Source organism: Campylobacter sp. FU_497 (assembly GCF_025772425.1).
GTDB lineage: Bacteria > Campylobacterota > Campylobacteria > Campylobacterales > Campylobacteraceae > Campylobacter_D > Campylobacter_D lari_C.
Genome location: NZ_JAKMSC010000004.1, coordinates 25,767 through 48,694, shown reverse-complemented (window position 1 = coordinate 48,694; position 22,928 = coordinate 25,767). Strand labels below are relative to the sequence as shown.

At 28.9% G+C, this 22,928-nt stretch carries 28 protein-coding genes; 3 read left to right on the top strand and 25 right to left on the bottom strand.

The annotated features are described in order from the left end of the window. Positions 1–5: 5 nt before the first annotated feature. Both L8W68_RS03000 and L8W68_RS02995 read left to right on the top strand, forming a co-directional pair. The gene (locus L8W68_RS03000) at positions 6–542 is read left to right on the top strand and encodes a DUF2393 domain-containing protein (RefSeq protein WP_263674962.1); all 537 of its coding nucleotides are present in this window, start codon (positions 6–8) and stop codon (positions 540–542) included. Then, complete coding sequence (locus tag L8W68_RS02995) at positions 543–1,073, top strand: DUF2393 domain-containing protein (protein ID WP_263674961.1); 531 nt, start codon at positions 543–545, stop codon at positions 1,071–1,073. It abuts the gene before it with no gap. Positions 1,074–1,076: 3 nt separating this feature from the next. On the opposite strand, the gene purF is transcribed toward L8W68_RS02995, so the two are convergent. From purF to mqnP, 22 genes are all read right to left on the bottom strand, one after another. Continuing rightward, positions 1,077–2,417, bottom strand: a complete 1,341-nt coding sequence (gene purF, locus L8W68_RS02990; protein ID WP_263674960.1) for an amidophosphoribosyltransferase — start codon at positions 2,415–2,417, stop codon at positions 1,077–1,079. Then, on the bottom strand, positions 2,418–3,146 hold the full coding sequence (dapB, locus tag L8W68_RS02985) for a 4-hydroxy-tetrahydrodipicolinate reductase (RefSeq protein WP_263674959.1): 729 nt from the start codon (positions 3,144–3,146) through the stop codon (positions 2,418–2,420). It lies immediately after the preceding gene. Positions 3,147–3,217: 71 nt separating this feature from the next. After that, the gene (locus L8W68_RS02980) at positions 3,218–3,517 is read right to left on the bottom strand and encodes a PepSY-like domain-containing protein (RefSeq protein WP_263674958.1); all 300 of its coding nucleotides are present in this window, start codon (positions 3,515–3,517) and stop codon (positions 3,218–3,220) included. A 63-nt stretch (positions 3,518–3,580) separates the two neighbouring features. Next, on the bottom strand, positions 3,581–4,519 hold the full coding sequence (gene trxB, locus L8W68_RS02975) for a thioredoxin-disulfide reductase (RefSeq protein ID WP_263674957.1): 939 nt from the start codon (positions 4,517–4,519) through the stop codon (positions 3,581–3,583). Between the two features lie 117 nt (positions 4,520–4,636). Next, a complete protein-coding gene (trxA, locus tag L8W68_RS02970; RefSeq protein ID WP_039619298.1) occupies positions 4,637–4,951 on the bottom strand; it encodes a thioredoxin in 315 nt (104 codons plus the stop codon). Between the two features lie 51 nt (positions 4,952–5,002). Beyond that, complete coding sequence (locus L8W68_RS02965) at positions 5,003–5,341, bottom strand: YraN family protein (RefSeq protein WP_263674956.1); 339 nt, start codon at positions 5,339–5,341, stop codon at positions 5,003–5,005. Further along, positions 5,341–6,594: a homoserine dehydrogenase gene (locus L8W68_RS02960; protein ID WP_263674955.1), complete on the bottom strand. Its 1,254-nt coding sequence runs from the start codon at positions 6,592–6,594 to the stop codon at positions 5,341–5,343. The genes L8W68_RS02965 and L8W68_RS02960 overlap by 1 nt, the downstream gene beginning before the upstream one ends. Position 6,595: 1 nt before the next feature. Beyond that, positions 6,596–7,798 (bottom strand): LL-diaminopimelate aminotransferase, encoded by a 1,203-nt coding sequence (locus L8W68_RS02955; RefSeq protein WP_263674954.1) that lies wholly within the window; start codon positions 7,796–7,798, stop codon positions 6,596–6,598. Positions 7,799–7,809: 11 nt separating this feature from the next. Continuing rightward, the gene (locus L8W68_RS02950; protein WP_263674953.1) at positions 7,810–8,616 is read right to left on the bottom strand and encodes a hypothetical protein; all 807 of its coding nucleotides are present in this window, start codon (positions 8,614–8,616) and stop codon (positions 7,810–7,812) included. Further along, positions 8,610–9,485 (bottom strand): hypothetical protein, encoded by an 876-nt coding sequence (locus L8W68_RS02945; protein WP_263674952.1) that lies wholly within the window; start codon positions 9,483–9,485, stop codon positions 8,610–8,612. Before L8W68_RS02945 ends, L8W68_RS02950 begins: the two co-directional genes overlap by 7 nt. Next, positions 9,478–10,158 carry a 23S rRNA (guanosine(2251)-2'-O)-methyltransferase RlmB gene (gene rlmB, locus L8W68_RS02940; protein WP_263674951.1) on the bottom strand — a complete coding sequence of 227 codons (681 nt, stop codon included), beginning with the start codon at positions 10,156–10,158 and terminating at the stop codon, positions 9,478–9,480. Before rlmB ends, L8W68_RS02945 begins: the two co-directional genes overlap by 8 nt. A gap of 19 nt (positions 10,159–10,177) precedes the next feature. Continuing rightward, positions 10,178–10,996: a 16S rRNA (cytidine(1402)-2'-O)-methyltransferase gene (gene rsmI / locus L8W68_RS02935; protein ID WP_263674950.1), complete on the bottom strand. Its 819-nt coding sequence runs from the start codon at positions 10,994–10,996 to the stop codon at positions 10,178–10,180. Then, positions 10,996–11,196, bottom strand: a complete 201-nt coding sequence (rpmE, locus tag L8W68_RS02930; protein WP_012662118.1) for a 50S ribosomal protein L31 — start codon at positions 11,194–11,196, stop codon at positions 10,996–10,998. Before rpmE ends, rsmI begins: the two co-directional genes overlap by 1 nt. Before the next feature lie 77 nt (positions 11,197–11,273). Beyond that, entirely contained in the window at positions 11,274–11,936 is a 663-nt protein-coding gene (locus tag L8W68_RS02925; protein ID WP_263674949.1) for a 16S rRNA (uracil(1498)-N(3))-methyltransferase, read from the bottom strand. Beyond that, the gene (locus tag L8W68_RS02920; RefSeq protein WP_214099233.1) at positions 11,936–12,346 is read right to left on the bottom strand and encodes a hypothetical protein; all 411 of its coding nucleotides are present in this window, start codon (positions 12,344–12,346) and stop codon (positions 11,936–11,938) included. Before L8W68_RS02920 ends, L8W68_RS02925 begins: the two co-directional genes overlap by 1 nt. Beyond that, complete coding sequence (locus tag L8W68_RS02915; protein WP_263674948.1) at positions 12,346–12,546, bottom strand: hypothetical protein; 201 nt, start codon at positions 12,544–12,546, stop codon at positions 12,346–12,348. The genes L8W68_RS02920 and L8W68_RS02915 overlap by 1 nt, the downstream gene beginning before the upstream one ends. Beyond that, positions 12,546–13,130: a 6-pyruvoyl trahydropterin synthase family protein gene (locus tag L8W68_RS02910; RefSeq protein ID WP_263674947.1), complete on the bottom strand. Its 585-nt coding sequence runs from the start codon at positions 13,128–13,130 to the stop codon at positions 12,546–12,548. The genes L8W68_RS02915 and L8W68_RS02910 overlap by 1 nt, the downstream gene beginning before the upstream one ends. Next, positions 13,127–13,876 carry a 7-carboxy-7-deazaguanine synthase QueE gene (locus L8W68_RS02905; protein WP_263674946.1) on the bottom strand — a complete coding sequence of 250 codons (750 nt, stop codon included), beginning with the start codon at positions 13,874–13,876 and terminating at the stop codon, positions 13,127–13,129. The genes L8W68_RS02910 and L8W68_RS02905 overlap by 4 nt, the downstream gene beginning before the upstream one ends. Further along, positions 13,876–14,844, bottom strand: coding sequence for a GTP 3',8-cyclase MoaA (gene moaA / locus L8W68_RS02900; RefSeq protein WP_263674945.1), 969 nt, complete (start codon positions 14,842–14,844; stop codon positions 13,876–13,878). Before moaA ends, L8W68_RS02905 begins: the two co-directional genes overlap by 1 nt. 9 nt (positions 14,845–14,853) lie before the next feature. Continuing rightward, positions 14,854–15,375, bottom strand: coding sequence for a DUF6115 domain-containing protein (locus L8W68_RS02895; protein ID WP_133319486.1), 522 nt, complete (start codon positions 15,373–15,375; stop codon positions 14,854–14,856). Beyond that, the gene (locus L8W68_RS02890; RefSeq protein WP_263659526.1) at positions 15,368–15,865 is read right to left on the bottom strand and encodes a hypothetical protein; all 498 of its coding nucleotides are present in this window, start codon (positions 15,863–15,865) and stop codon (positions 15,368–15,370) included. The genes L8W68_RS02895 and L8W68_RS02890 overlap by 8 nt, the downstream gene beginning before the upstream one ends. Next, positions 15,862–16,737 (bottom strand): menaquinone biosynthesis prenyltransferase MqnP, encoded by an 876-nt coding sequence (mqnP, locus tag L8W68_RS02885; RefSeq protein ID WP_263674944.1) that lies wholly within the window; start codon positions 16,735–16,737, stop codon positions 15,862–15,864. Before mqnP ends, L8W68_RS02890 begins: the two co-directional genes overlap by 4 nt. Before the next feature lie 69 nt (positions 16,738–16,806). Between mqnP and miaA the strand changes: the two genes are divergently transcribed. Further along, positions 16,807–17,682 carry a tRNA (adenosine(37)-N6)-dimethylallyltransferase MiaA gene (miaA, locus tag L8W68_RS02880; RefSeq protein WP_263674943.1) on the top strand — a complete coding sequence of 292 codons (876 nt, stop codon included), beginning with the start codon at positions 16,807–16,809 and terminating at the stop codon, positions 17,680–17,682. Here the strand turns inward: miaA and L8W68_RS02875 are convergent. From L8W68_RS02875 to L8W68_RS02865, 3 genes are read right to left on the bottom strand one after another with little or no spacing between them, the layout of a single operon-like run. Further along, entirely contained in the window at positions 17,673–20,036 is a 2,364-nt protein-coding gene (locus L8W68_RS02875; protein WP_263674942.1) for a tetratricopeptide repeat protein, read from the bottom strand. The two genes, miaA and L8W68_RS02875, sit on opposite strands and share 10 nt — an antisense overlap. A 24-nt stretch (positions 20,037–20,060) precedes the next feature. Then, positions 20,061–21,458 (bottom strand): NADH-quinone oxidoreductase subunit N, encoded by a 1,398-nt coding sequence (locus L8W68_RS02870; RefSeq protein ID WP_263674941.1) that lies wholly within the window; start codon positions 21,456–21,458, stop codon positions 20,061–20,063. Further along, the gene (locus L8W68_RS02865; RefSeq protein WP_263674940.1) at positions 21,458–22,927 is read right to left on the bottom strand and encodes a complex I subunit 4 family protein; all 1,470 of its coding nucleotides are present in this window, start codon (positions 22,925–22,927) and stop codon (positions 21,458–21,460) included. Before L8W68_RS02865 ends, L8W68_RS02870 begins: the two co-directional genes overlap by 1 nt. Position 22,928: the final 1 nt, after the last annotated feature.

Genomic DNA, 22,928 nt, shown 5'->3' with positions numbered 1-22,928 from the left:
TGATAATGAACGCCCAGCACATTCGAGAGCAAATGATTTTTTATACCACTCATTTGCACTTGATTGATTTTTTACTAATGGCCTTGGTTATATTTTTTTTCATTATCACTTTATTTATTGCTTTAATTATTAGAAATAAACCTGCTTTTGCTTTTACAGTTATTTTTTTAGGAATTTTATGTTCAGCTAGTATTGCGTATTTGGGATATTTTTTAATTGACACTAAAGTTAGATCAAGAATAGCTAGTTTAGATAATGCTCAATTTTTTGTATATGACAGCTCACTCAGCGTTGATTATAGCTTAACAAACACTTCTAAAAAAAGTTTTAAATATTGTAAATTAAAAGTAGAAGTCTTTAAAAAAAGTGATGATAATAGTACTTTTAAAAATTTATTACACACTATAAAACCTTTAAGAAGCAAATCTACCATTATAGAAAAAACAATAAACCCCAACCAAACTATTAATTTAAAAACTAAATTTTCCGATTTTAAAGAAGGTCAAAAATTTGACATCGAAATTCATTCAAAGTGTTTTTAAATGGGATATTTTACTTTTTTTCATATTCTAATCATTTTCATTATGCTAGCTTCTACGGGTTTAACTTGGGTTTTACTTTACTTAAAAGTTCAAAATAAAAAATATATGATTATTTTTTGTATAGTAAGTTTTATACTTGCCTTGATTTTAACCATATCATTACTATTAACTATAGATCAATACACCAAAAAAGCAAGTTTGAGTAATTTTTCAACCTATAGACGTTTGGCAACAGAAAGCATTATTATAAAAGGTAGAATTACCAACGATACTAATTTTAAACTTTCAGAATGCTTTTTAGAGCTTAGAATAATTGATGATAATAAAAAACATGAAGTTAGTGGTGAAATTTTTAATCAACAAAATTTTGATAGTATCAAAAGAGCAAGCCAACAACAAAGAGATGCTTCATATAATATAAATATCGCAAAAAACCTGCCAGGGCATACTTATAAAGATTTTTCATTTGAAGTGGGATTGCCACCTCATTTTCAAAGCTATAAAATATTTAAACAATTAAAATGCAAATAAGGATTATTTAATAAAATAATCCCCATCAAAACTAATCAAAGAATACTTTCTTTCATCGCCTATACTTGAAACTAATTCATTGATATCCAAAAAAGTCAAGCTATCTGCACCTGTATATTCTCTAACCTCTTCAACACTTTTATTAGCTGAGATTAGCTCTTCAAAAGTAGGCGTATCTATACCATAAATGTCAGGGAATTTAATTTCTGGGCATGCTATAGCTAAATGGATTTTTCTTGCACCTGCTTGTTTTAAAAGTGCGATGATTTTTTTAGAAGTTGTTCCTCTTACCACACTATCATCAATCACCACTATATCTTTGCCTTCTAAAACTTTTTTCATAGGATTGAGTTTTAATTTTACTTTCAAATTTCTCATTTCTTGAGTTGGTTCTATAAAAGTTCTTCCAACATAATGATTTCTCACTATTGCCATTTCAAGTGGAATTTTTAAATACTGTGCAAAACCTATAGCAGCACTCACGCCACTATCTGGAACTGGCACTACAAAATCTACTTTTTCTTTAAATTTTTTAGCCAAGGCTTCGCCCATTTTTTTACGAACTTCATATACACTTTTACCTTCTATAATACTATCAGGTCTAGCAAAATAAATATATTCAAATGCACAAATTCTTGGATCTATCTTATCAAAAACTTGAATACTTTCAAACTCATCACTACCTTGAGTAAAAACTAGCATTTCACCGGGTTTTACATCGCGGATAAATTCAGCCTCTATCAAATCAAAAGCACAAGTTTCACTTGCTACAATATATCCACCATCTTTTAATCTACCCAAAGATAAAGGTCTAACCCCATAAGGATCTCTTACTACAAAAAGTTGATTTTTGCTAGCAAGCATAAAGCAATACGCTCCCTTGCTTTGAGTTAAACTTTCTATAAATCTATCTTTTAAAGTTTCTTTTTTACTTTTTGCTATTAAATGTACCACATTTTCTGTATCCATATTTGAGTGAAAAATAGCACCATTATCAATTAGCTCTTTTCTAACTTCTTCTTTATTAATCAAATTTCCATTATGCACCAAAGAAATATCTCCCAAAGAACAAGTAGCTGCAACAGGTTGGGCATCATGCAAAGAAGAATTTCCTGCAGTAGAATAACGATTATGTCCTATAGCTATCTCGCCTTTTAATCCTGCTAGAATTTGTGTATTAAAAATTTGTCCTACTTCACCTTTAGCTTTATGAGTTTTGATATTTAAACCATCGCTTACGCTAATCCCACTTGCTTCTTGTCCACGGTGCTGCATTGCAAATAAAGCATAATAAGCCACCGTGCTTGCATTTTTTGAATTAATTACTCCAACTACTGCACACATTTAAATTCCTAAACAATCATCTATATCATATAAGCCGTTTTCTTGAGAAACTAGCCATTTTGCACATTTTATTGCACCTTTTGCAAAAGTAGCTCGTGATGTTGCGGTATGATTTAATTCTATAAATTCACCTTCATTATAAAAACCAACTCTATGTGAACCCACTATATCACCACCTCTTAAACTCATCACTGCAATTTCATCTTTGCTTCTTTGCCCAATAATCCCATCTCTACCGCTTACTCTAACTTTTTCTAAGTCTAAATTTCTAGCCTTAGCAACATTTTGTGCTAAAGTCATCGCAGTACCACTTGGGGCATCTTTTTTCTTATTATGGTGCATTTCAAGTATTTCTATATCAAAATCTCTCAAAGCCTCACTAGCTAAATAAGAAAGTTTTTTTAAAATCGCCACACCCAAAGACATATTAGTTGCATAAAGAATAGGCATAGTAATACTTGCACTTTGCATTAATTCATCTTGCTTAGCATCTAAACCTGTAGTACCTATCACCAAAGGTTTGGGATTACTTCTTGCGTATAAAAGCAAATCCTCACAACCCTTTGGAGTAGAAAAATCAATAATCACATCACATTTATTAAAAAAATCTTCATAATTTGATCCTTGATCAAAAAACGCACTAGCCTTTGCCTGCTCATCATCTTCTAGGCAAAGTCTTATTTGAGTACCCATACGCCCATTACTTCCATGAATTCCAATATTAATCATTTTAAAATCTGCCTTTTTAGAATTTGGAAAATTGTAGCGTTTATTTATTTAAAAGCAAATAACGCTTTTAATTAATCATCCCATTTTTGCCCTAAAAAATTTCCATTTCTATCAAAAAACATTTCCATATTATTACTTAGTTTAATTTCATATCCAAATTCTTCCCAGTCTACATCCACAATAAAAGCTCCAGGAAAAGAACTTTGAATTTTATCCATAATAGGTTTAGAAAGTCCGTAATAATTTTGAGTATAAGGATTATGCTGAGGCATATGAGGCATATTTTGTTGATATGAATTAGTATTTTGCTGTGTAATATTTGCACTAGCCATTAGTACCAAAGTTGTGCTTAGAATTAGTATTTTTTTCATTTTAGATTCTCCTTAATTTTTATAGGAGAATCTTAATTAGTTTTTGTGAAATTTATGTGAAGATTAATGCAAACTTTCAATATAAGCTAAAGCACTAAGTGCTGCAACCGCTCCATCACCTGCTGCACATATTACTTGTTTTGGTGCATCTTTTCTTAAGTCACCTGCTGCAAACAACCCTGCTATATTAGTTTGCATTTTAAGATCCACACTAACTTGACCACCTTCTTCCATGGCACATAAAAACTCACCATTATCTTGTTTTAAGATTTCATTTCTTACATTTAATCCAACAAAGGTAAAGATTCCAGGCACATCAAGTTCTCTTTTAGAGCCGTCATTAAATGCTATTTTAATTTTATTAACACCCATATTATTGCCACAAACCTCATCAACCACTGCATTTGTGATTAATTCTATTTTTTCATTATTTTTTACTTTTTCTACTGTTGAAGGTGCTGCTCTAAACTCATCTCTTCTGTGGATTAAATATACTTTTGAGCAAATATTAGCTAGATACAACGCCTCTTCTAAAGCAGTATCTCCCCCACCTAAAACAGCTACTTCTTTATTTTTATAAAAAAATCCATCACAAGTTGCGCAAGTACTTACACCTTTACCAAAAAATTCATCTTCACCTTTAAAACCAGCACGACGCGGTGTAGAGCCTGTGCATACAATTACAGCTTTTGCTTGCTCGTTTTTACCACCTTCTAATTTTATATTAAAACTTCCATCAGTATTTTTACTAATTTGCTCAACACCTACCATTTCATGTTTTAAACCAAAACGCATACATTGTTCATTCCAAGGAGCCATAAAAGAAATTCCATCTAAAACTTGAGCAACACCAGGGTAATTTTCAATTTCTGAACTTGAAGTAATCTGCCCACCAGGCATACCTTTTTCAAACATTACAACATTTTTTAATCCACCTCTTGTAGCATATAAGCCAGCGCTTAAACCTGCGGGTCCACCACCTATAATAGCTAAATCTAACATAATATTTTCCTTGTAGTTTTATTTATAGGTATTATACAAATTTTTCTTTAATTATAAATAATAAAAATTATTAAATAGTAAAAAATATGAAGAAAAGCCACAAAAAGTGGCTTAAGATTATAAAAGTGAGTTTAGTTTATCTGCTAAAGCTTGTTTTGATTGAGCACCAACTAGTTGATCCACCACTTCACCATCTTTAAAGAAAATGATAGTTGGAATAGATCTTACACCAAATTGTGCAGCTAAATCGCCTTGCTCATCTGTATTTACTTTACAAATTTTAGCCTTACCATCAAAATCATTTGCAAGCTCATCAATAACTGGAGCTAACATTCTACAAGGTCCGCACCATGGAGCCCAAAAATCTACTAAAGCTACACCTTCTTTTGCTTGTGCAAAATTTTCTGTAGTTAAATCAATATATTTTCCCATTTTTTTCTCCTTTATTTTTTCACATTTTATTAAATTAGAATAAATATTCTCTTAATAGCCAATGTTCTCTAAAAGTTTTATATCATCTTTATATACACAAAGTAAATCTATTTGATAATTCTCATCACTTTTATGTTTCATAAAGTAATACTCTATAGCTTTGATGATTTTATTGTATTTTTTATTATCTAATCTATATGCTACTTCATAATCTCCTTGCGTACTTTTAACCTCAACAAAATGTAAAATTTTATCTTTTTTAGCAATGATATCGATTTCTCCAAATTTAGAATGAAAATTCCTTTTTAAAATTTCAAAACCTTGAGTTTTTAAATACTCGCATGCTAAATCCTCTCCTTTTTTACCAAAAAGATACTGCGATAAAGCCATTAATCTTCTATTCTCATCATAAAAACATCATCTTTTACAAATTCTTGTTCTCTAAGTTTTTGAATTAAAATTTGTATATTTTTTTCATAAGTTTGATGAGTGATAAAAAATAAAGTACTATAATCTTGCTTTTCTTTTTTTGGCTTTTGTAAAAAAGTATCGATTGAAATTTGATGTTCGCTCATTAATTGTGTAATTTTTGATAATACCCCTATTTTATCTAATACTTTTAATCTTAGATAATATCTTGTATAAATTTCATCTTTATTTAAAAGCTTATAAGAAGTATCATTTAAATATCCAAAAATAGCACTATTTTTTTCTTTTCTTGCTATATCGATTAAATCAGCTATAACAGCACTTGCGGTTGCCTTGCCACCTGCTCCTGGGCCATAATATAAACTTTCACCCAAAATATCTCCATCAACACTAATAGCATTCATCACTCCATCAACCTTTGCTAGTATTTTATCTTTACTAAGCATAGCAGGATGAACCCTTAGTTCTATTTTTTCATCTTTTATTTTAGCAATACCCAAATGCTTTATGGTGTATTCAAATTCCTTTGCAAAATAAATATCTTCATCGCTTACCTTACTAACACCCTCAATCAAGATATCTTCAGGTTTTACTCTTAATCCATAGGCAATATTTGCTAAAATTAAAAGCTTATGTGCAGCATCAAATCCTTCTATATCAAAAGTAGGATCAGCTTCGGCATATCCTAAATCTTGAGCTTTTTTTAATACTTCTTGAAATTTAGCATTATCTTCAGTCATTTTACTTAAAATATAATTGCTTGTGCCATTTAAAATGCCTTTAATAGAAACAATATTATTAGCACTCAAGCCCTCTTTTAAAATTTTAATAATAGGAATTCCACCTGCCACACTTGCTTCATAACCAAAAGCCGTATCTTGTGCTAATTTTTCAAGCTCATAACGATGATAAGCAAGCAAAGCTTTATTAGCAGTTACTACCGATTTTTTTCTTTTTAAAATCTTTGAAATTATCTCAAAAGGTAAATCAATACCACCCATTAACTCCACAAATACATCAATATCTTCACGCTCTAAAACTTCATCAATATCATTAATCACGGGAATCAATGCATTTGGTTTTGGATTTCTTGCTAAAGCAATCACTGGAATAATTTCTTCATCACATCTTGCTTTGATTAAATCTTGATTTTTTAACAAAGTTTCTACAACGGCACTTCCTACCGTGCCATAGCCTAAAATTGCTATTTTCATTTTATTCTCTTAAATATTTTTTTATATTTCTTGCTGCTTGACGAATACGGTTTTCATTTTCTATTAAAGCTATTCTAACATACTCATTGCCCGCTTCGCCAAAGCCAACTCCAGGGCTTACTGCTACATTTGCTTTTTGCAAAAGCTGTTTCGAAAATTCCATACTACCAAGATGAGCCTTACTTTGAGGGAGTTTTGCCCAAACAAACATACTTGCATTAGGTTTTTTTAGCTCCCATCCTGCTTGAAAAAACGAATCAAGCAAGACTTCTAATCTTCTTGCGTAAGTTGCTTTAATCTCTTCAACACAAGTTTGATCTCCATCTAAAGCTATAGTAGCAGCAACTTGTATAGGAGTATACATACCATAATCAAACCAAGATTTTATCTTTTTCAAAGCAACAATTAAGCGTTTATTGCCCACCACAAAACCCACACGCCAACCTGCCATGTTGTAAGACTTTGAAAGTGTATAAGTCTCTACAGCCACATCTTTAGCACCTTCAACTTCAAAAATAGAAGGAGTTTTATAAGAACCAAAAGTTAAATCTGCATAAGCAATATCAGAAATAATATAAAATCTTTCTTTTTTTGCTATAGTAACTAATCTCTCATAAAAACTTTTTTCCACTGTAACCGTTGTAGGATTATGCGGAAAATTTACTACTACATATTTTGGACGCGGAATGCTTTCATGTAATGTTTTTTGTAAATTTTCAAAAAAAGTATTTTCGTTTAATTCATAATTTTCATTAAAATCAAAATTCATAGTTGCTACATTACCACCTGCTATGATAAAAGCTTGAGTATGTATAGGATAAGCAGGTGTAGGCACAATAGCTACATCTCCTGGATTAATAACAGCTCTTGCTAAATTCACAAAGCCCTCTTTAGAGCCCATCGTTGCAACTACTTCACTTTCAGGATCTAAATCAACATCGTATTTTCTTTTATACCAATTACAAATTGCAAGTCTTAGTTTATAAATTCCACTCGAAGCAGAATACCCTGAAGTTTTGTCTTTGTTTGCACTTTCGCAAAGCTTGTCTATAATATGTTGAGGAGTTTTGCCATCAGGATTTCCCATAGAAAAATCTATTATATCCTCCCCTGCCCTTCTTGCTGCCATTTTAATCGCATTAACTTCAGCAAAAACATAATTTGGAAGTCTTTCTATGGTATTAAAATGAATTTCTTCAAACATCGTCCGTCCTTTTAGCGTCTTAAGTAAATTTTTAAACCCCTTTTTATATTATCAAGGCTAAACATATCCCCTATAATAGCATATTTTGCACCCAATGGTATATTTACATTTACTTCATTTTGCTTATGTGTATTTTCTACACCTTGTATAAAATTTAAATTTTTATCTAAAAACTGAATTTTACAAAACCAAGAATCAAGATTGTGCGCGCTAAGCTCCATACTTTTTGCACCTTGCAAATCAATAATATATTCCCTTAAAGGTTTATTTAATTGAGTAATAGTATTTAGCGGAATTTGAGTATTAACTTTGGGTTTTGCTTTTGAAAAATCTAGCTCATATTCATAATTTAGCTCTGAAATTTTAGAAATGTCTTTAATAAAAACAGAACTTCCTAATAAAGCCTTATAAAAAACTCCCGGATCAAGCATGTATTGAGAATCTACAGCTAATTTATAAGTGATATAATTTTCTCTTAAAATTAACTCAGTTGGTATAAAATACACATAGCCTAACTCGTTTAAAGTATCATTAATCGTTTTAAAAAATAAAACAGAATCAGCTTGAGCTTTAAAACTAAAAGTTAGGGTTTTTGGCTCACTTAGTATGAAATTTGCTAAAGAATTGGTTTTTAAAATTTGAGAAATAGTATAAATATCTACATTTCCGCGTTCATCTTTATAGTCATTCCTTGCAAATAAAAGCTCTAATTTTGCATCTTTAGAATTATCATTAACGATATGCTTAGCAACTTCTAAAGCACTTAGTGCAAAAGCATTAAGAGTAAAAAAAATGGAAAATATTAAAATTCTTACCATAATTTTCCTCTATTTTCTTTTATAAACTCAGCTTTTGTAATTTGTTTGATTTTACCATCTTTAACCATTAAAAACTTAGACACACCATTTTTAAACTCTAAAGTATTGTTATTTTCATCATTCAAACTAAAAGCAGCATGACCTGTAGTAATTAACATATCTTTATCCAAAGATAAAACATAATCGTTTTTAATAGTTAAAGAACTTTTTCTAAAAGTTTTTAAATCCACCATACCAAGCCAAAGCTCTGCGCTTGGTTTTATAATACTTTCTTTAAGCAAAACCATATTTTCTTCAGGCATATTTAAACTAGCATTATCCTCTAATGTTTCTTCTATAGTACTATTACTCTCATCTATTGGCTCTAAAATAGTTGTATTTGCTTCATTATTTTCTATAACATCATCAGCAAAAAAATTAACAACCGGAGTTTCGTTTTCATCAACTTTTTCTTCTAAAACAACCTGCTCTTGATTTAATACGTTAGTAGTATTCTCATCTAGTACAGAACTTTGGAAAAATCTTGAAACACCCCAAGCTAAAGCCACTATCAAAAGCACTACTACTATAATTACAATATACCATACACTCGAACTTTCTTTGGTATATGAGTTCATTCTAGGTGAAATATGCACATGATTTTTTTTCTCAATACCATTTTCCTCTAAATAAGCATGATATTCTTCTAAAAAATTAGAAAAATCAAGCTCATACTCTCTTTGTAAAATTTTAATAAAGCCATTTACATTAAAGCGAGATAAAGACTTAAAATCTTTTTTAATGATATATTCAAGACAAGCTATTTCTATTTGTGTTCTTTTTTGAACTTCTAACAAATTTAAATCTTCTAATTTTTTCCAACTATCCATTTTTCATCCTATCGCAAAGTATTGCAAATGCTGCACTTACATTTAAACTATCAAAATCATTATGCATTTTTATACCTACGCACTCATCGCATTTTTTAAGCACCTTTGGCGCTATGCCAAAACCTTCACTTCCCATAATCAAAACTTTTTTATCTTTGGCCTTGATAGTATGTATATCACTACCTCCGCTTGCACTAGCATAGATATAAAAACCTTTTTGTTTTAATTCATTTATCATGCTTAAAATATCATCATTTAAGACTATTTTCATATCTAAAGCTGCCCCACTGCTTGCACGGATTACTCCATCTATAGCTACACTTTTAGCTACCAAAATAACCCCATCAGCACCCAAAGCATAAGCACTACGCACGATAGCTCCGATATTTCCAACATCACTAATATTATATAAAATAACTATAAAATCTTTTTCTTTTAAACTTTCAAAAGAGCTAAATTCAAACTCATCAATTTCCATTAAAAAACCTTGATGATTTCCACCTCTTGCTAAGCTTTGTGCGGTTTTAAAATCAAGCTTTTTAATTTTTTTTGAAACTTTTGCTATTTTTGAAAAATCAGCTTTTTCACATTCTTTTGCTAAATAAATTTCTTTAATTTTTTCTTTGTGCTTTTCTAAAATATAAAAAAACACTTGCTTACCATAAACTATCATTTTTAAATAATAACCAAATTCAACTTAAAAGCAGTTTTTGATAATTTTCTTTTGGAGATTTTGCATTGATTTTTGAAAGAAGTTTTGCCTTTGTTTTTAAAGGCAAATCAAGTTCATAAATATCTTGTTCACACAAGGTATTTTGGTGAAATTGCTTTTCTTTAGCACTTATGACTACACACCATTCACCGCGCAAATCCATTGTTTTTAATTTTTCTAAAACCTCTAAGGCTCCTGCTCTAAATTTGGTTTCAAATTTCTTTGTTGCTTCTTTTATGATAAAAATTTCTCTTAAAGGATCAATTTTACTAATTTCTTCTACTAAATTAAGTATTCTAGTGGGTGCTTCATAAACTATACTAGGATAAGGATTAAGCATTAAATTTTCAATATCTTTTTGTCTTTGAGGATTTTTATTAGTCAAAAAACCCATAAAAATAAATTCTTTTTTACAAAATGCACTTGAAACTAATGCAAGTAAAGCAGCATTTGACCCTGCTAAGACTTCATAATCAATATTATTTTTAATGACATATTCAATTAAAAATTGCCCCGGATCGCTAATACCTGGCATACCCGCATCACTTAAATATGCAATATCTTGTTCAAAAAAATCACCATCTATTTTTGCTAAAAAATCTTTTTCGTTATGAGTATGCAAGGCTAGATATTTATCAGGTTTTATTTCTAAATTAAATTTTTCATTAAGAAGATGGACTAAAGATTTGCAAACTCTCGTATCTTCACATAAAAAGAGTTTGCATTTTTGTAAAATTTCTAAAGAATGAAAAGAAATATCGTTTAAATTTCCTATGGGTGTAGGAATAAAATATAACATTATTGCATTGCGTATTTTTTCTTAAATTTCTCTACACGACCCGCAGCATCTACGATTTTTTCACTACCTGTAAAAAACGGATGACAACTTGAGCAAATATCAACTTTAATTTCTGGTTTATTTGACTTAGTAGTAAAAGAATTTCCACAAGCACAACTAACTTTGCATTCTACATATTCTGGATGAATTTCTTTTTTCATTGTTTATCCTTTTTCAAAACATTAAGGCGTAATTATATAGATTTTTATATAAAAAATAGCTAAATTTAAGCGTGTTTTTAAATTATGAATTTTGAAGCAACCCCTATTAAAGCTGTTTGCGCTTTGAGTATGAAATTAGCTTGTAATTTTGCTTTTTTTACATTCTCTTCTCTTTCTTTTTGCGAAAATCCACCTTCAGCGCCTATTAAAAACACATGCTCACTAGGTTCAAAACTCGTCAAATCTTCACCTTCAAAATCTATTAAAACAATATTTTCATAAGCTTGTTGAATTTTTTTAAAATCATCAAAACTTTCAAGCTCCATTAAAGAAGCGCGACCGCATTGTTGGGATGATTCTATAAGAATTTTTTCCATTCTTTTAAAATCTAACTTAAAATTTTTTTGTGAGTAATCCATATACACAAAAGAAAGCTTTGCCACTCCAAGCTCGTTTAAAAAAGGCAAGGTTTTTTCTATAATCTTTGGATCAATCACCGCTAAAGCTAAATGCAAATGCATTTTTAATTCTTGTTTTTCTTCTTTTTTATCAAGTAAATTTAATACGCAAGAGCGTCTAGAAAACTCTATACATTCATAAGTATAAGCAAAAAAATCTTTTAAATTTTTTAATATGATTTTATCACCTACTTTAATTCTTCTAGCTTTTAAGTGTAAAAAAGCTTCATTTTCTAGCTCTAAATTTAAAGCACCGCTTTGTGGGTGATATAAAAATCGCATTAAAAATAAAACCTTTGAAGCAAATAAGGCACAAAAAGTAAAAATATTCCCAAACACAAAATAAAAAAGCTTAAAAATCTAAATTTAGCATAACGCTTAAACAATCTTGCTTTTTTAAATAAAACAAATTGATAAATAGCCAAAGCAAAAATCAAAATCCAACAAAACCACATAGAAAGTATATAGAGATTTAGCTCAAAATGCTTTAAAGCCCAAAGCAAACTTCCTGTAAAAAGTGTAATTGCTAAAAATAAATAATAAATTGGCAAAAATAGGCGAATTCTTTTTATAAAAATAAACTCTTGCGAAAAACTACTTTGAGTTAAATACAAATAAAACAACATTAAAAAGCCATTTGCATATAGGCTATACACATGCAATGCTAAAAAAAACTCATAACTTTGATCCATCACTGTCCTTGTGTGCTATTTTCATCTTTGATATCATCATCTACGGGTATAGGAAGCGTTTCATCATCTATAATAACATTAGAATCACTTTGCTCAATTTGAACTTGCTCAGTTTGCACTTCTTTTTTTGTGGTTGTATTTTCTTGGCTTGAACAAGCTATAAAAAGCAATAATGGCACAATCAATAAAACCTTTTTCATCATACCTCCTTTTGATTGACAAAAACAAAATTTGAATCTTGAAGTTTTTTAAAAAAATCTTTATCTTTCCATTCATCGCTTATAGCTTGTGAAAATTCAATATCTGCTAGATTAATCTTTGGTAAAAACTCACTATAAGCATCTTCTCTAAAACCTTGTGCGTAGCCTGTTCTTGTTTCATGCACAATAATACTTTTTAAACTTACACCTTGCTCACCATTGACCATCTTAGTCTTTAAAAGCAAGGTATCAATCAGCACAAAAAATATGCGTACAAAATTTTCTGCACTTACATTCACAGGCAAACTCACCCATCTTTGTGAATGTTTTTTCATATCTTCTAAATAAACTTTATCATCATCTTTAAAAAGTGTAATAGCATGATCAAAACTATCAATAATTTGTTTTATCTCATCTTTTAACAAGCCAAAATCATACACCATTCCAGCATTGTCAAGGTATTTACTCTCAAGTAAAATTTCTACCTTATAAGAATGGCCATGTATGCTTGTTTTACATCGCTTGGAGCTACAAAATCTAACAATATGAGCATTTTCAAATTCAAACATTTTTCTAATAATCATACGCCTTCTTTATCTCCCCAAATTCTAATATGCAATCTATCAGAGTAATTATATCCATTTTTTATACAAAATTCAGCAACACTTAAGGCATTTTTAGAAATTTCTTCTTCATTTGACCCCATAGGCATACAAAACACCTCATTTTCACAAATTTGTAAAATTTCATTGATTTCGCCTAAGGCTTTATTTTCTTGTAAAAAATCCTTATCTAGAACAAATTTGTAAAAGCTATCCTTAGCGTAGTATTTAAAAGCTTTTAAGGCTTTTTCATTAATCCTTTTTTCTTTTTTAACCCCACTATTGCTAAGCTTTACACCTAAAGCAAAATAGCATTTTTTATACAAAGGGTATTTTTCAAAGTCAATTTCAATACTTGCATTTGTTTCAAAATGCACTTTAAAGTCATTTTCTAAAAGTAAATTTATAAAACACAAAAAATCTTTATTTTGATAATTTAACAAAGGCTCACCACCTGTAATGACAACTATAGCTTTGCGTGAATTTGCTAGTTTTAAAACCTCATCAAAAAGCTTTGTTGAAGTATATGTTTTATAACAAGTTTTAAATTCTTTGGTAAAAACAGCTCTTATAGTATCACAGCCCAAAAGTATTTTAGAATCTTTTTCTTTTTTTACCCCAAAGCCTACGCAGTTAAAATTACACCCAGCAAACCTTACAAATATAGCTAAATTTCCGCTGTATTTTCCCTCACCTTGCAAGCTTAAAAAAGTTTCAACAACTTCCATTATCCACCTGTTTGATAAAAGGCTCTTGTAGAACTTTGATTAGCCTCATTTTCTGCCCATCTATTTTTTTCTGATTTGTTTTTTATCACGGTTTTTAAAACTTCACATGCTCCTACTATGTCTTTATTGCGTATAGCCTTTTTAATGCTTAAAGCCTCATCATAATACAAACAAGGTATTAAAAGCCCTTCAGCTGAAAGTCTTATACGGTTACAACTATCACAAAAATCATGGCTATGTGGATCAATAATACCAAACTCATACCCATCTTCAAGCTCATAAATAGTCGCAGGTGCATTTGGACTTTTTTGTCCTTGTTTAAAAGAATATTTTTGAGCAATAATATTTAAAATTTCTGCTGATTTTAAGCCTTTTAAATCTCCATAAGCATGGTAATTTTCCATAAATTCTATAAAGCGAATTTGGCTTTTGCGTGCTTTGGCAAATTCTAAAAGATCGATAAATTCACTATCATTAATCCCTTTAAGAGCTACGGTGTTAAATTTAATATTAAAACCTAATTCTAAAGCCTCATTAATACCATTTAACACATCTTTAAGTATATTTTTTTGGGCTAATTTAAAAGCCACTTCTTCTTTTAAGGTATCTAAAGAAATATTAATTCTTTTTAAGCCTGCTTGTTTTAAGTCTTTTGCTTGTTGTTTTAATAAAGAAGCATTAGTAGTAAGCGCTAAGTCTATATCTTGCTTATACTCACTAATCATAGCAATAAATTTATGCAAATCTTTTCTTACTAAAGGCTCACCACCTGTAATACGAATTTTTTTAACTCCTTCATCAATACAAACCTTAACAAACATAAAAAGTTCTTCAAATGACAAAAGATTTTCCTTAGCACTCCATTCAAATGGAGTTTTTGGCATACAATAAAGGCAACGAAAATTACATCTTTGTGTTACTGAAATTCTTAAATAATCAATCACTCTTCCATAGCTATCTACTAACATCAAAGGCCTTTATAATAATTTATTAAATTTTAAAATAAGCTCAACTCTGCCCATACCTATACGCAAATCTTTGGCAATTTGCTCAATAGATTTTTTTTGATTAAAAAGCTCTATTACCTTTTGCTCTTCATTATCATAACTTGGGCTTAATTTTGTAATACTTTGAGTTTTTTGTTCTAAATTTAATAAACGATTTTTTTGCTCACTTTGAAATTCTTCAATTACTTCTTCCACTTCTTTTAAAGCACTTAAAATAGGAATAATATTTTGATTGATTTTTTGTTCTAGCACCTGCAAAAGCTCTTCTTTTAATTCTTCTCTTATGGCTTCAGTGTCTATTTCTTCTTTTTCTTGCTCTTGCTCATCTAAACTTTCTTTTTTTAAATAATGATATTGTTTATTTAAATCTTCTATCATTTTACCAAGCTCATTAATCTTAACAATACTTTCTTTTTCTTTAATCATCATATAAGCAAACATAGCAAAAATTAATAAAGCTACAACTAGCCACAATAATAAATCACTATCCATTTTCTTGCTCCTTTAAAATTTTAATCATTGCTCTTTGCATATTTGCTACAAAATTATCATACACAAGCTCATCTTCTGCTTTTATTTGCGTGATTTTTGCTTCATTCTCATTTAATGCTTTAAAAAAAATACTAATTTTTTGACCATTTAAATTAAATCTAGCATAATAATCTTCATCTTGCATTAAACACCTATCTTTAAATTGAATATGTGTAAAATTTACCCCAATCACAAAAGATTTATATTTTAAATTAACAAATAATTTTGTTTTATTAATATCATTTTTTATCAAATACAATTCTTGCTTTAAATCCATAAGCAAATCAAAAATCAACTGCTCACCCTCGCTAAATTCTACCCTTGAAGCAAGCTTTTTCCATTTGCTTAAATTGACATAATTATTACTTGAAACATATTCTTGCAAAAACTCTTCATATCTTTCTTTGCTCTCTTCAAATTCTAATTCCAAAGAGCTTTTAAAAAATTTCATCTCCATAAAAGATCAACCCATATAAAAATAAAAAAGACTATACTTAAATACCCATTTAAAGTAAAAAATGCTTTGTCAATTTTTGCAAAATTCTTTCTAACAATGCGGTGCTCAAAAAATAAAATAACAGCACTAACAATCACACCTAAAAATGCAATATTTCCTGTTGGAGCTACCCAAACAAATAAAAACCAAAAAAGCACTGCTAAAACATGACAAAATGCTGAGATGAACAAGGTTGCTTCAAGCCCAAATTTAGCAGGTATAGAGTGCAAGCCTGTCTTTTTATCATACTCCATATCTTGCAAAGCATAAAGTAAATCAAAACCAGCTGTCCAAAAAGTAACACCCAAACACAAAATAACACTATAAATTTCAATACTTCCCAAAACTACAATGCTACCTGCAATAGGAGCAAGTCCTAAGCAAAATCCTAATACTAAATGCGCTAGGGATGAAAATCTTTTAAAGGCTGAATAAATAGCTAAAATAAACAATACCGGCAAAGAAAGAGCAAAGGCTAGTTTGTTGATAAAATAACTTGCCAAAACAAAAATAATAGCATTTAAAATAATAAAAAGTAAAATGCTAGTTTTACCTATACGACCATCGATATTAGGTCTATTTGCACATCTTGGATTGTTTTTATCAATGTCTTCATCCATCAAACGATTGATTGCCATTGCAAAATTTCTTGCACTCACTGCACAAATAATACCCAAAAATAAAGCCTTAAAGCCAAACCAAGTACTATCATTTAAAATAACAGAAGCTACAATCATTGAAGTAAATAAAAAAGGTAGAGCAAAAATAGAATGCTTAAAAACTATCAAATCTAAAATATCTTTTAATTTTTCTTTTAATATAGGCATTTTTTCTCTTTATAATATATTTTTGTTATGATTTTACTAAAATAATTTTAAATTTAGGATATTTTTACGATGTTTTTTGAATTTGCACTCATTGGAACTACTGCAAGTGGCAAAACAGAACTTGCTAATAAACTAGCTTATGAATTTAATGCAAGTATTTTAAGCCTTGATAGTCTTTGCGTGTATAAACAAATCAACATCGCTTCAGCAAAAACAGAGCAAAAAACCCTAGATGAGCTTGATTATTTTGGCATAAATTTATTAAATGTCAATGAGCATTTTAACATCGCTTTGTTTTTTGAAGAATACAAAAAAGCAAAAGCCTTTGCTCAAAAAAACAATCAAATACTTATCATCACAGGCGGAACTAGTTTTTATCTAAAAGCTTTAATGGATGGTTTGAGCGAAAATTTTAAAGAAAGCCAAAGCACGCTAAGCAATGATGAAATTTATCATTTAATGATAAAAATTGATCCACAAGCAAAAATAGAAAAAAATGATACTTATCGTTTGAAAAAATGGCTTGGAATTTATGAGCAAACTAATAAAATTCCAAGTGAAGTTTTAAAAGAAACAAAACAAGAAGCTTTGATTAAAAAACTTGATATTTTTGAAATTTCTTGGCAAAAAGATCTTTTAGAAAAACGCATTATTAAGCGCACTAAAAATATGCTAAATGAGGGCTTAATAGATGAAGCTAAAATGTTATTTGATAATTATGATCATCATTTAAAAGCACTAAATTCCATAGGTTTAAAAGAATGCAAAGAGTTTTTAGATAAAAAAATAAATTTAAATGAGCTTGAAGAGCTCATCATCATCCACACAAGACAACTTGCTAAAAGACAAAGAACTTTTAATAAAAAATTCAATAAAGAAATTTTAGTTTTTCAAAACGCTTATGAAAATCTAAAAGCTTATATTTTAAAAAAATATCAAGGCTGAGTATTTAAGACATTTAATTTATCTTTACATAAATTTTGCCAATTGCTTGTTGCATTAATATCTATACAATTTTGCAAACTTTGCTTTTGATTTTGTACATCTTTTAAATCTTCATAAATATTACTTTGCATATAAAAAGCTCTTGCGCGCTCATCATCTTTTAAAGGATTAGCAAGTAAGTCTTTAAACAAAGTTAAGGCTTGTTGGGCTTGATTGTTTTGTTTTAAGGCTTTGATATAGATAAATTCTAAATCAGGACTAAAAAGATTCACCCCTTTTAAATTTTGATAGTCAATAGCCTTTGGAGCATAAGTTAAAATGCTGGTTAGAAAATTATTTTTTTCACAATAACGCAAAAACTCATAATATAGCTCTACCATACGATAATTCATAGGAAATTGCTCTAATTTTTGTAAAGTTCTTATCATAGCATTATAATCTTGTAATCTAAGCTCAGCAAAAAATTTAATATAATTTGCTTCAAATTTTTCATTATCACTAATAATCGTTCTTGTGTTTAAAATATCGTTAATTGTTTTTATAACAAAGCTATAACGCTTATCTTTAAGAGCTAAATCAGCACTTTGAAGCTTATAAAAGATAATATCATCATTTTCATTTTCCACTATGTATTTTTTAGCTTCTTCTATGCGCGTTGTGCGTTTAAAACATTCAAGCATTTGCTTTTTATTTTGTATTTTACCCCCTACATTATAAGCTTTAAAATCATCATATATTTTCACAGCAGCTAAACATTCATCATTTTTTAATTTTTGCTCTAAAACTAAAACAGCAGCTTGCTCTAAAAGATTTTTAACTTCTTTATTAGAGTATTTTTCAATATCTTTTTGATAACTTACAACTTTTTCATAATTTTTTTCTTGAAAATACAATTTTACATTATCAAACAATGCCTTACTAGAAATTTCTCCAGCGTATTTTTTCATAATTTCTTCATATCTTTGATGTAAAAAACTTGCATTAGCATCTTTTAAATATAAAAAGTTTTTATCTTGCGCTTCTTTGATTAAACTTACATATTCACCCAAAGGAAAATCTTCTGCATAAAGATCTAAATATTTTTGAGCCTTGGTATGCTCATTTGCATTTAATAAGGCCAAAGCAAGATCTTTTAATACTTTTTCATATTCTTTATCTACCTTAGTTAAATGCGTAAAAATATACTCATAAATTTTAGAACTTAAATCATGAACCCTATTATTAGCAAAAGCTTTAGCTAAGGATAAAGAATTTTCTAAATCACTCATGAAAAATTCAGGATTTGATTCTAAAATTTTATTTGCTAATTCTTTGGCTTCTTTTGTATTTTGAGTTTCTAAATAATTTTTTGATAAAAATAAAGCAGCCCTACTGGCTAAATCTGCATTTGGAGTAGAATAATACACATCTTGATAAATATTATTTGCGGTATTTTTCTTACCTAAATGATATAAATAATCTGCATAATCAAGCAAAGCCATTATAGTGTATTTATCGCCTTTATGCTCAGTATTTAAAGTATCTATAATATATTCAACATTTGATCTTTGTGATAAACCCATATAAACTCTCATCATAATATACATCACTTCTGTATAATCTTTATCGTTAATATAAGTTCTTACCCATCTTTTAGCATCATCTAACATTTGTTCTAAAATTACTTGGTCTTTATCAAGTTCATAAGTATAAAGTTTATTTTGTGCTCTTAATTTATAAAGCTCAAATTCATTCATAAATACACTACCTTGATAACGCTTAATAGCATTAACAGTATCTCTTAATACTTGATCATATTTTTTTGCTTCATATTCTTGTTTTATACTAAAATAAGCGTTAAAATCTGCGCTTTTAGAAGTTTCCATAGGGTTAGAATTTAAATCTAAAGCTCCAATAAAGGGCATTAATCCATCATCAAAATAAATATCAAAATCGAGTCCATCGCTAGGTTTGTAATATCTTAAATCTTTAGTAAAAATAAATACAAAATGCTTAGAAGTATCTCCACTTTGACTTTGAATTTCTTTTGCATTAAAAATATCTTGGGAATAATTAAACATCTTAGCTAAAATTTTAGGATAGATTTTGATTGTCAAAAAGGTTTGGTGCTTTTCAAAATAAATTGTAAAATCATCAAACTCTTTATTTTGAAATTGCATATTGCTAACACCCAAAACATTACATTCAAAATGGGTCTTTTCAAATTCAAAAACATTTTTACAGGTAAAATCTTTATTATCTTTTAAATGCAAAAGTGTAAAGGGGCGCTTGTGTTCTTCCCCTTTATTAACAATAATTTCAAAAGAAAATGTATAAGTTATACTTAATAAAAATAAAAATAAAACCCTTATCATAAGCGTGATTATAGCAATATTATTTTACAAAAGCAAAAACACACAAGAAACACTTCCAATCAAACACAAGCATAAAATAATCTTTTGTTTTACATCTAAGTTTGCACTTTCTATAATTTGAGCTTTTTTGAAAAAAACATAAATTAAAATTTTCAAATAAGCATAAAGCATAATCATAGAACTTAAAGCTATGGCAAATACAAGCACATAATAGCCTGAGTTTAAAATAGAAGCTAAAATTAAAATTTTACCCCAAAAAATCCCAAAAGGTGGAATACCTGCTATACATAAAATAAATATAGCTAACATTATAGACAATACCGGTCTTTGATCAAACAAACCCGAAAAACTCTCAAATGAACTTTTTTGAAATAAACTCAATATCAAAAAAATTCCATAATTTGCAAAAGCAAAAGAAATCCAATACACAAACAAAGCAAAAATTGAAAGCAAATAAGAAGTCCCATCTCCTTGAGAACTTACACTCATGCTAGAAACAATAACTGCCAATATAAAAGAAGAATGAGTAATAGAACTATATGCAAGCATTTTTTTTACATCTTTTTGGATTAAAGCTACTATACTTACAGCAAGCATAGAAAAAATCGCTAGCAATGCTACTATATATTCAAATTTTACCCCACCACCCAAAGCAGAAAAAATTCTTAAAACTACTATTATCATAGCTATTTTTGGTACTATAGATATAAATGCTATAAAATTTGTATGCACCCCATAATACACATCTTTTAACCAAAAATGAAAAGGTGCGATAGAAAGCTTTACCCCAACAATAACTAAAAACATTACTCCTGCACAAAGCAAAATAGGATCTGAAATGTATTCAGAATGCAATAAATTATCTAAATCCAAAGACTTAGTTTTTAAATACACAAAAGCACAAGCAAAGACAAAAAACCCAGCCCCCACTGCAGCTAGAGTAAAATACTTTATACTAGAGCTAATAGCATTATGAGTTCCTCTTAAAGCAATAAGAGTATAAAGAGCTAAAGAAGAACCTTCTAATGCTAAGAAAATTACGATTAAATTAGTGCTTGATACCATTAATATCAAAGATGCAACCATAAATAAAAATAAAGAAAAAAACTCTGGCTTTTGCTCATCTTTGTCCATCAATAAATAAAGCATAGAAAAAACTAAAATAACTAATTGAGCAAAAATTGCATAATTATCGCTTACAAATAAACCAAAAAAAGCATGAGAATTATCTAAAACAAAGCCATTATAAAGCAATAAAAAACATAAGGTGCTAAGCAAAGCTATAACACTTGCTCCTATATAAAAATTTCTAGAAAGTTTTTTAAATGCACCCAATAAAAGTAAAGCAATAGCCCAAAAAAGCAATGACAACACAGGAAATAATAATACAAAATTCAATTTTTCTAAACTAAAGCCACTCATTAAAAACCTCTTATATCGTCTATGATTTTTTGATTTTCTATTGCAATATTTCTTGTTTGCATAACTTCAAGAATGCTATTTACATTCAAAGCAATTTGATCAAGCATAGCACTTGGAGCTATCCCTAAATAAATTACCAAAGCACTTAAAATACTCAACACAAAAATTTCGCCTTTTTTTAATACTAATTTCTCCATTTTTTCTGCGTTAGTGGCAAAAAACATATTTCTATAAATATTTAGCATATAAATAGCTCCTAAAATAATCACACCACCTGCAAATAATGCATACCATAAATTTACGCTTGCTATGCCTTGTAAAATTAAAAACTCACCTACAAAAGAAATGGTCAAAGGTAATGAAATAGATGAAAATAATAGTACTGCAAAGAAAAAACTAAATAATGGAGTTGTTTTAGCTAAATTTTTATAAAAGTCTAAATCAAAAGTATGATATCTTTTATAAAGCATATAAGCAGCCAAAAACAAACCACCTGTTACTATACCATGTGCAAACATGTAAAATACAGAACCACTTACCCCATTATAAGTAAAAGTCACAATACCTAAAATCACCACACCCAAATGCGAAATTGAACTATAAGCGATTAATTCTTTTAAATCCTTGGTTTTAAAGGCAATTAAAGCTGCATATAAAATTCCAACTATACATAAAATAGCAAGTAAAGAATAATAATGATTTAAAGTATCAGGTGTTAAAGGCAAGATAAATCTTAAAAATCCAAAAGGAGCCATTTTAAAACTAACAAGCATTACAGATACTAAAGTCGGACTTTTTGCATAAACTTTTGGCGCCCAAGTATGAAAAGGAAACAAAGGGCTTTTAATCGCAAAAGCGATAAAAAATCCTATAAAGATTAAATTTTGCACACTTTCAGGTATGAAAAATTCACTCTGATACCAAGCAAGTAAATCAAAACTCCAATACCCAAAACTTTGATAATACAAAAACCCTATATAAATAATCGCTAAAAGCATGAGCATAGAACCGCAAAATGCATAAATGAAAAATTTAATCCCTGCTTTATAATTATCCGAATATCTACCTATTAAATAAATAAGCGGTATAAGAGAAAACTCCCAAAATACATAAAATAATAAAGCATCTAATGAAGCAAAAAGCCCTATAATACAAAATTGCAATAAAAATATACTTACTACAACACTTTTATCTTGAATATCCAAACATATAAAAGATAAAAAAATCATAATAGAACAAAGCAACATCAAATAAAGCGCTATAGCATCTACACCGATATGAAAATTAACTATTAAAGAATTTAAACTAAACTCATAAGCTATGCCACCATGATAATTAAACAACAAAAAAACATTAAAAACTAAAATCAAAAAACTAACTAAAACAGCAAAAGACTTGCTATCTTCTTTTTGCAAAAACAAAGCTATAAAAGCTGCAAAAAATGGAAATAACATTAATAAACCAAGCATT

Bases quoted from the DNA above. Each gene is read 5' to 3' on its own strand.
- L8W68_RS03000 (WP_263674962.1), top strand. From the start codon at position 6: ATGAACGCCCAGCACATTCGAGAGCAAATGATTTTTTATACCACTCAT.
- L8W68_RS02995 (WP_263674961.1), top strand. From the start codon at position 543: ATGGGATATTTTACTTTTTTTCATATTCTAATCATTTTCATTATGCTA.
- purF (WP_263674960.1), bottom strand. From the start codon at position 2,417: ATGTGTGCAGTAGTTGGAGTAATTAATTCAAAAAATGCAAGCACGGTG.
- dapB (WP_263674959.1), bottom strand. From the start codon at position 3,146: ATGATTAATATTGGAATTCATGGAAGTAATGGGCGTATGGGTACTCAA.
- L8W68_RS02980 (WP_263674958.1), bottom strand. From the start codon at position 3,517: ATGAAAAAAATACTAATTCTAAGCACAACTTTGGTACTAATGGCTAGT.
- trxB (WP_263674957.1), bottom strand. From the start codon at position 4,519: ATGTTAGATTTAGCTATTATAGGTGGTGGACCCGCAGGTTTAAGCGCT.
- trxA (WP_039619298.1), bottom strand. From the start codon at position 4,951: ATGGGAAAATATATTGATTTAACTACAGAAAATTTTGCACAAGCAAAA.
- L8W68_RS02965 (WP_263674956.1), bottom strand. From the start codon at position 5,341: ATGGCTTTATCGCAGTATCTTTTTGGTAAAAAAGGAGAGGATTTAGCA.
- L8W68_RS02960 (WP_263674955.1), bottom strand. From the start codon at position 6,594: ATGAAAATAGCAATTTTAGGCTATGGCACGGTAGGAAGTGCCGTTGTA.
- L8W68_RS02955 (WP_263674954.1), bottom strand. From the start codon at position 7,798: ATGTTTGAAGAAATTCATTTTAATACCATAGAAAGACTTCCAAATTAT.
- L8W68_RS02950 (WP_263674953.1), bottom strand. From the start codon at position 8,616: ATGGTAAGAATTTTAATATTTTCCATTTTTTTTACTCTTAATGCTTTT.
- L8W68_RS02945 (WP_263674952.1), bottom strand. From the start codon at position 9,485: ATGGATAGTTGGAAAAAATTAGAAGATTTAAATTTGTTAGAAGTTCAA.
- rlmB (WP_263674951.1), bottom strand. From the start codon at position 10,158: ATGATAGTTTATGGTAAGCAAGTGTTTTTTTATATTTTAGAAAAGCAC.
- rsmI (WP_263674950.1), bottom strand. From the start codon at position 10,996: ATGTTATATTTTATTCCTACACCCATAGGAAATTTAAACGATATTTCT.
- rpmE (WP_012662118.1), bottom strand. From the start codon at position 11,196: ATGAAAAAAGAAATTCATCCAGAATATGTAGAATGCAAAGTTAGTTGT.
- L8W68_RS02925 (WP_263674949.1), bottom strand. From the start codon at position 11,936: ATGCGATTTTTATATCACCCACAAAGCGGTGCTTTAAATTTAGAGCTA.
- L8W68_RS02920 (WP_214099233.1), bottom strand. From the start codon at position 12,346: ATGGATCAAAGTTATGAGTTTTTTTTAGCATTGCATGTGTATAGCCTA.
- L8W68_RS02915 (WP_263674948.1), bottom strand. From the start codon at position 12,546: ATGAAAAAGGTTTTATTGATTGTGCCATTATTGCTTTTTATAGCTTGT.
- L8W68_RS02910 (WP_263674947.1), bottom strand. From the start codon at position 13,130: ATGATTATTAGAAAAATGTTTGAATTTGAAAATGCTCATATTGTTAGA.
- L8W68_RS02905 (WP_263674946.1), bottom strand. From the start codon at position 13,876: ATGGAAGTTGTTGAAACTTTTTTAAGCTTGCAAGGTGAGGGAAAATAC.
- moaA (WP_263674945.1), bottom strand. From the start codon at position 14,844: ATGTTAGTAGATAGCTATGGAAGAGTGATTGATTATTTAAGAATTTCA.
- L8W68_RS02895 (WP_133319486.1), bottom strand. From the start codon at position 15,375: ATGGATAGTGATTTATTATTGTGGCTAGTTGTAGCTTTATTAATTTTT.
- L8W68_RS02890 (WP_263659526.1), bottom strand. From the start codon at position 15,865: ATGAAATTTTTTAAAAGCTCTTTGGAATTAGAATTTGAAGAGAGCAAA.
- mqnP (WP_263674944.1), bottom strand. From the start codon at position 16,737: ATGCCTATATTAAAAGAAAAATTAAAAGATATTTTAGATTTGATAGTT.
- miaA (WP_263674943.1), top strand. From the start codon at position 16,807: ATGTTTTTTGAATTTGCACTCATTGGAACTACTGCAAGTGGCAAAACA.
- L8W68_RS02875 (WP_263674942.1), bottom strand. From the start codon at position 20,036: ATGATAAGGGTTTTATTTTTATTTTTATTAAGTATAACTTATACATTT.
- L8W68_RS02870 (WP_263674941.1), bottom strand. From the start codon at position 21,458: ATGAGTGGCTTTAGTTTAGAAAAATTGAATTTTGTATTATTATTTCCT.
- L8W68_RS02865 (WP_263674940.1), bottom strand. From the start codon at position 22,927: ATGCTTGGTTTATTAATGTTATTTCCATTTTTTGCAGCTTTTATAGCT.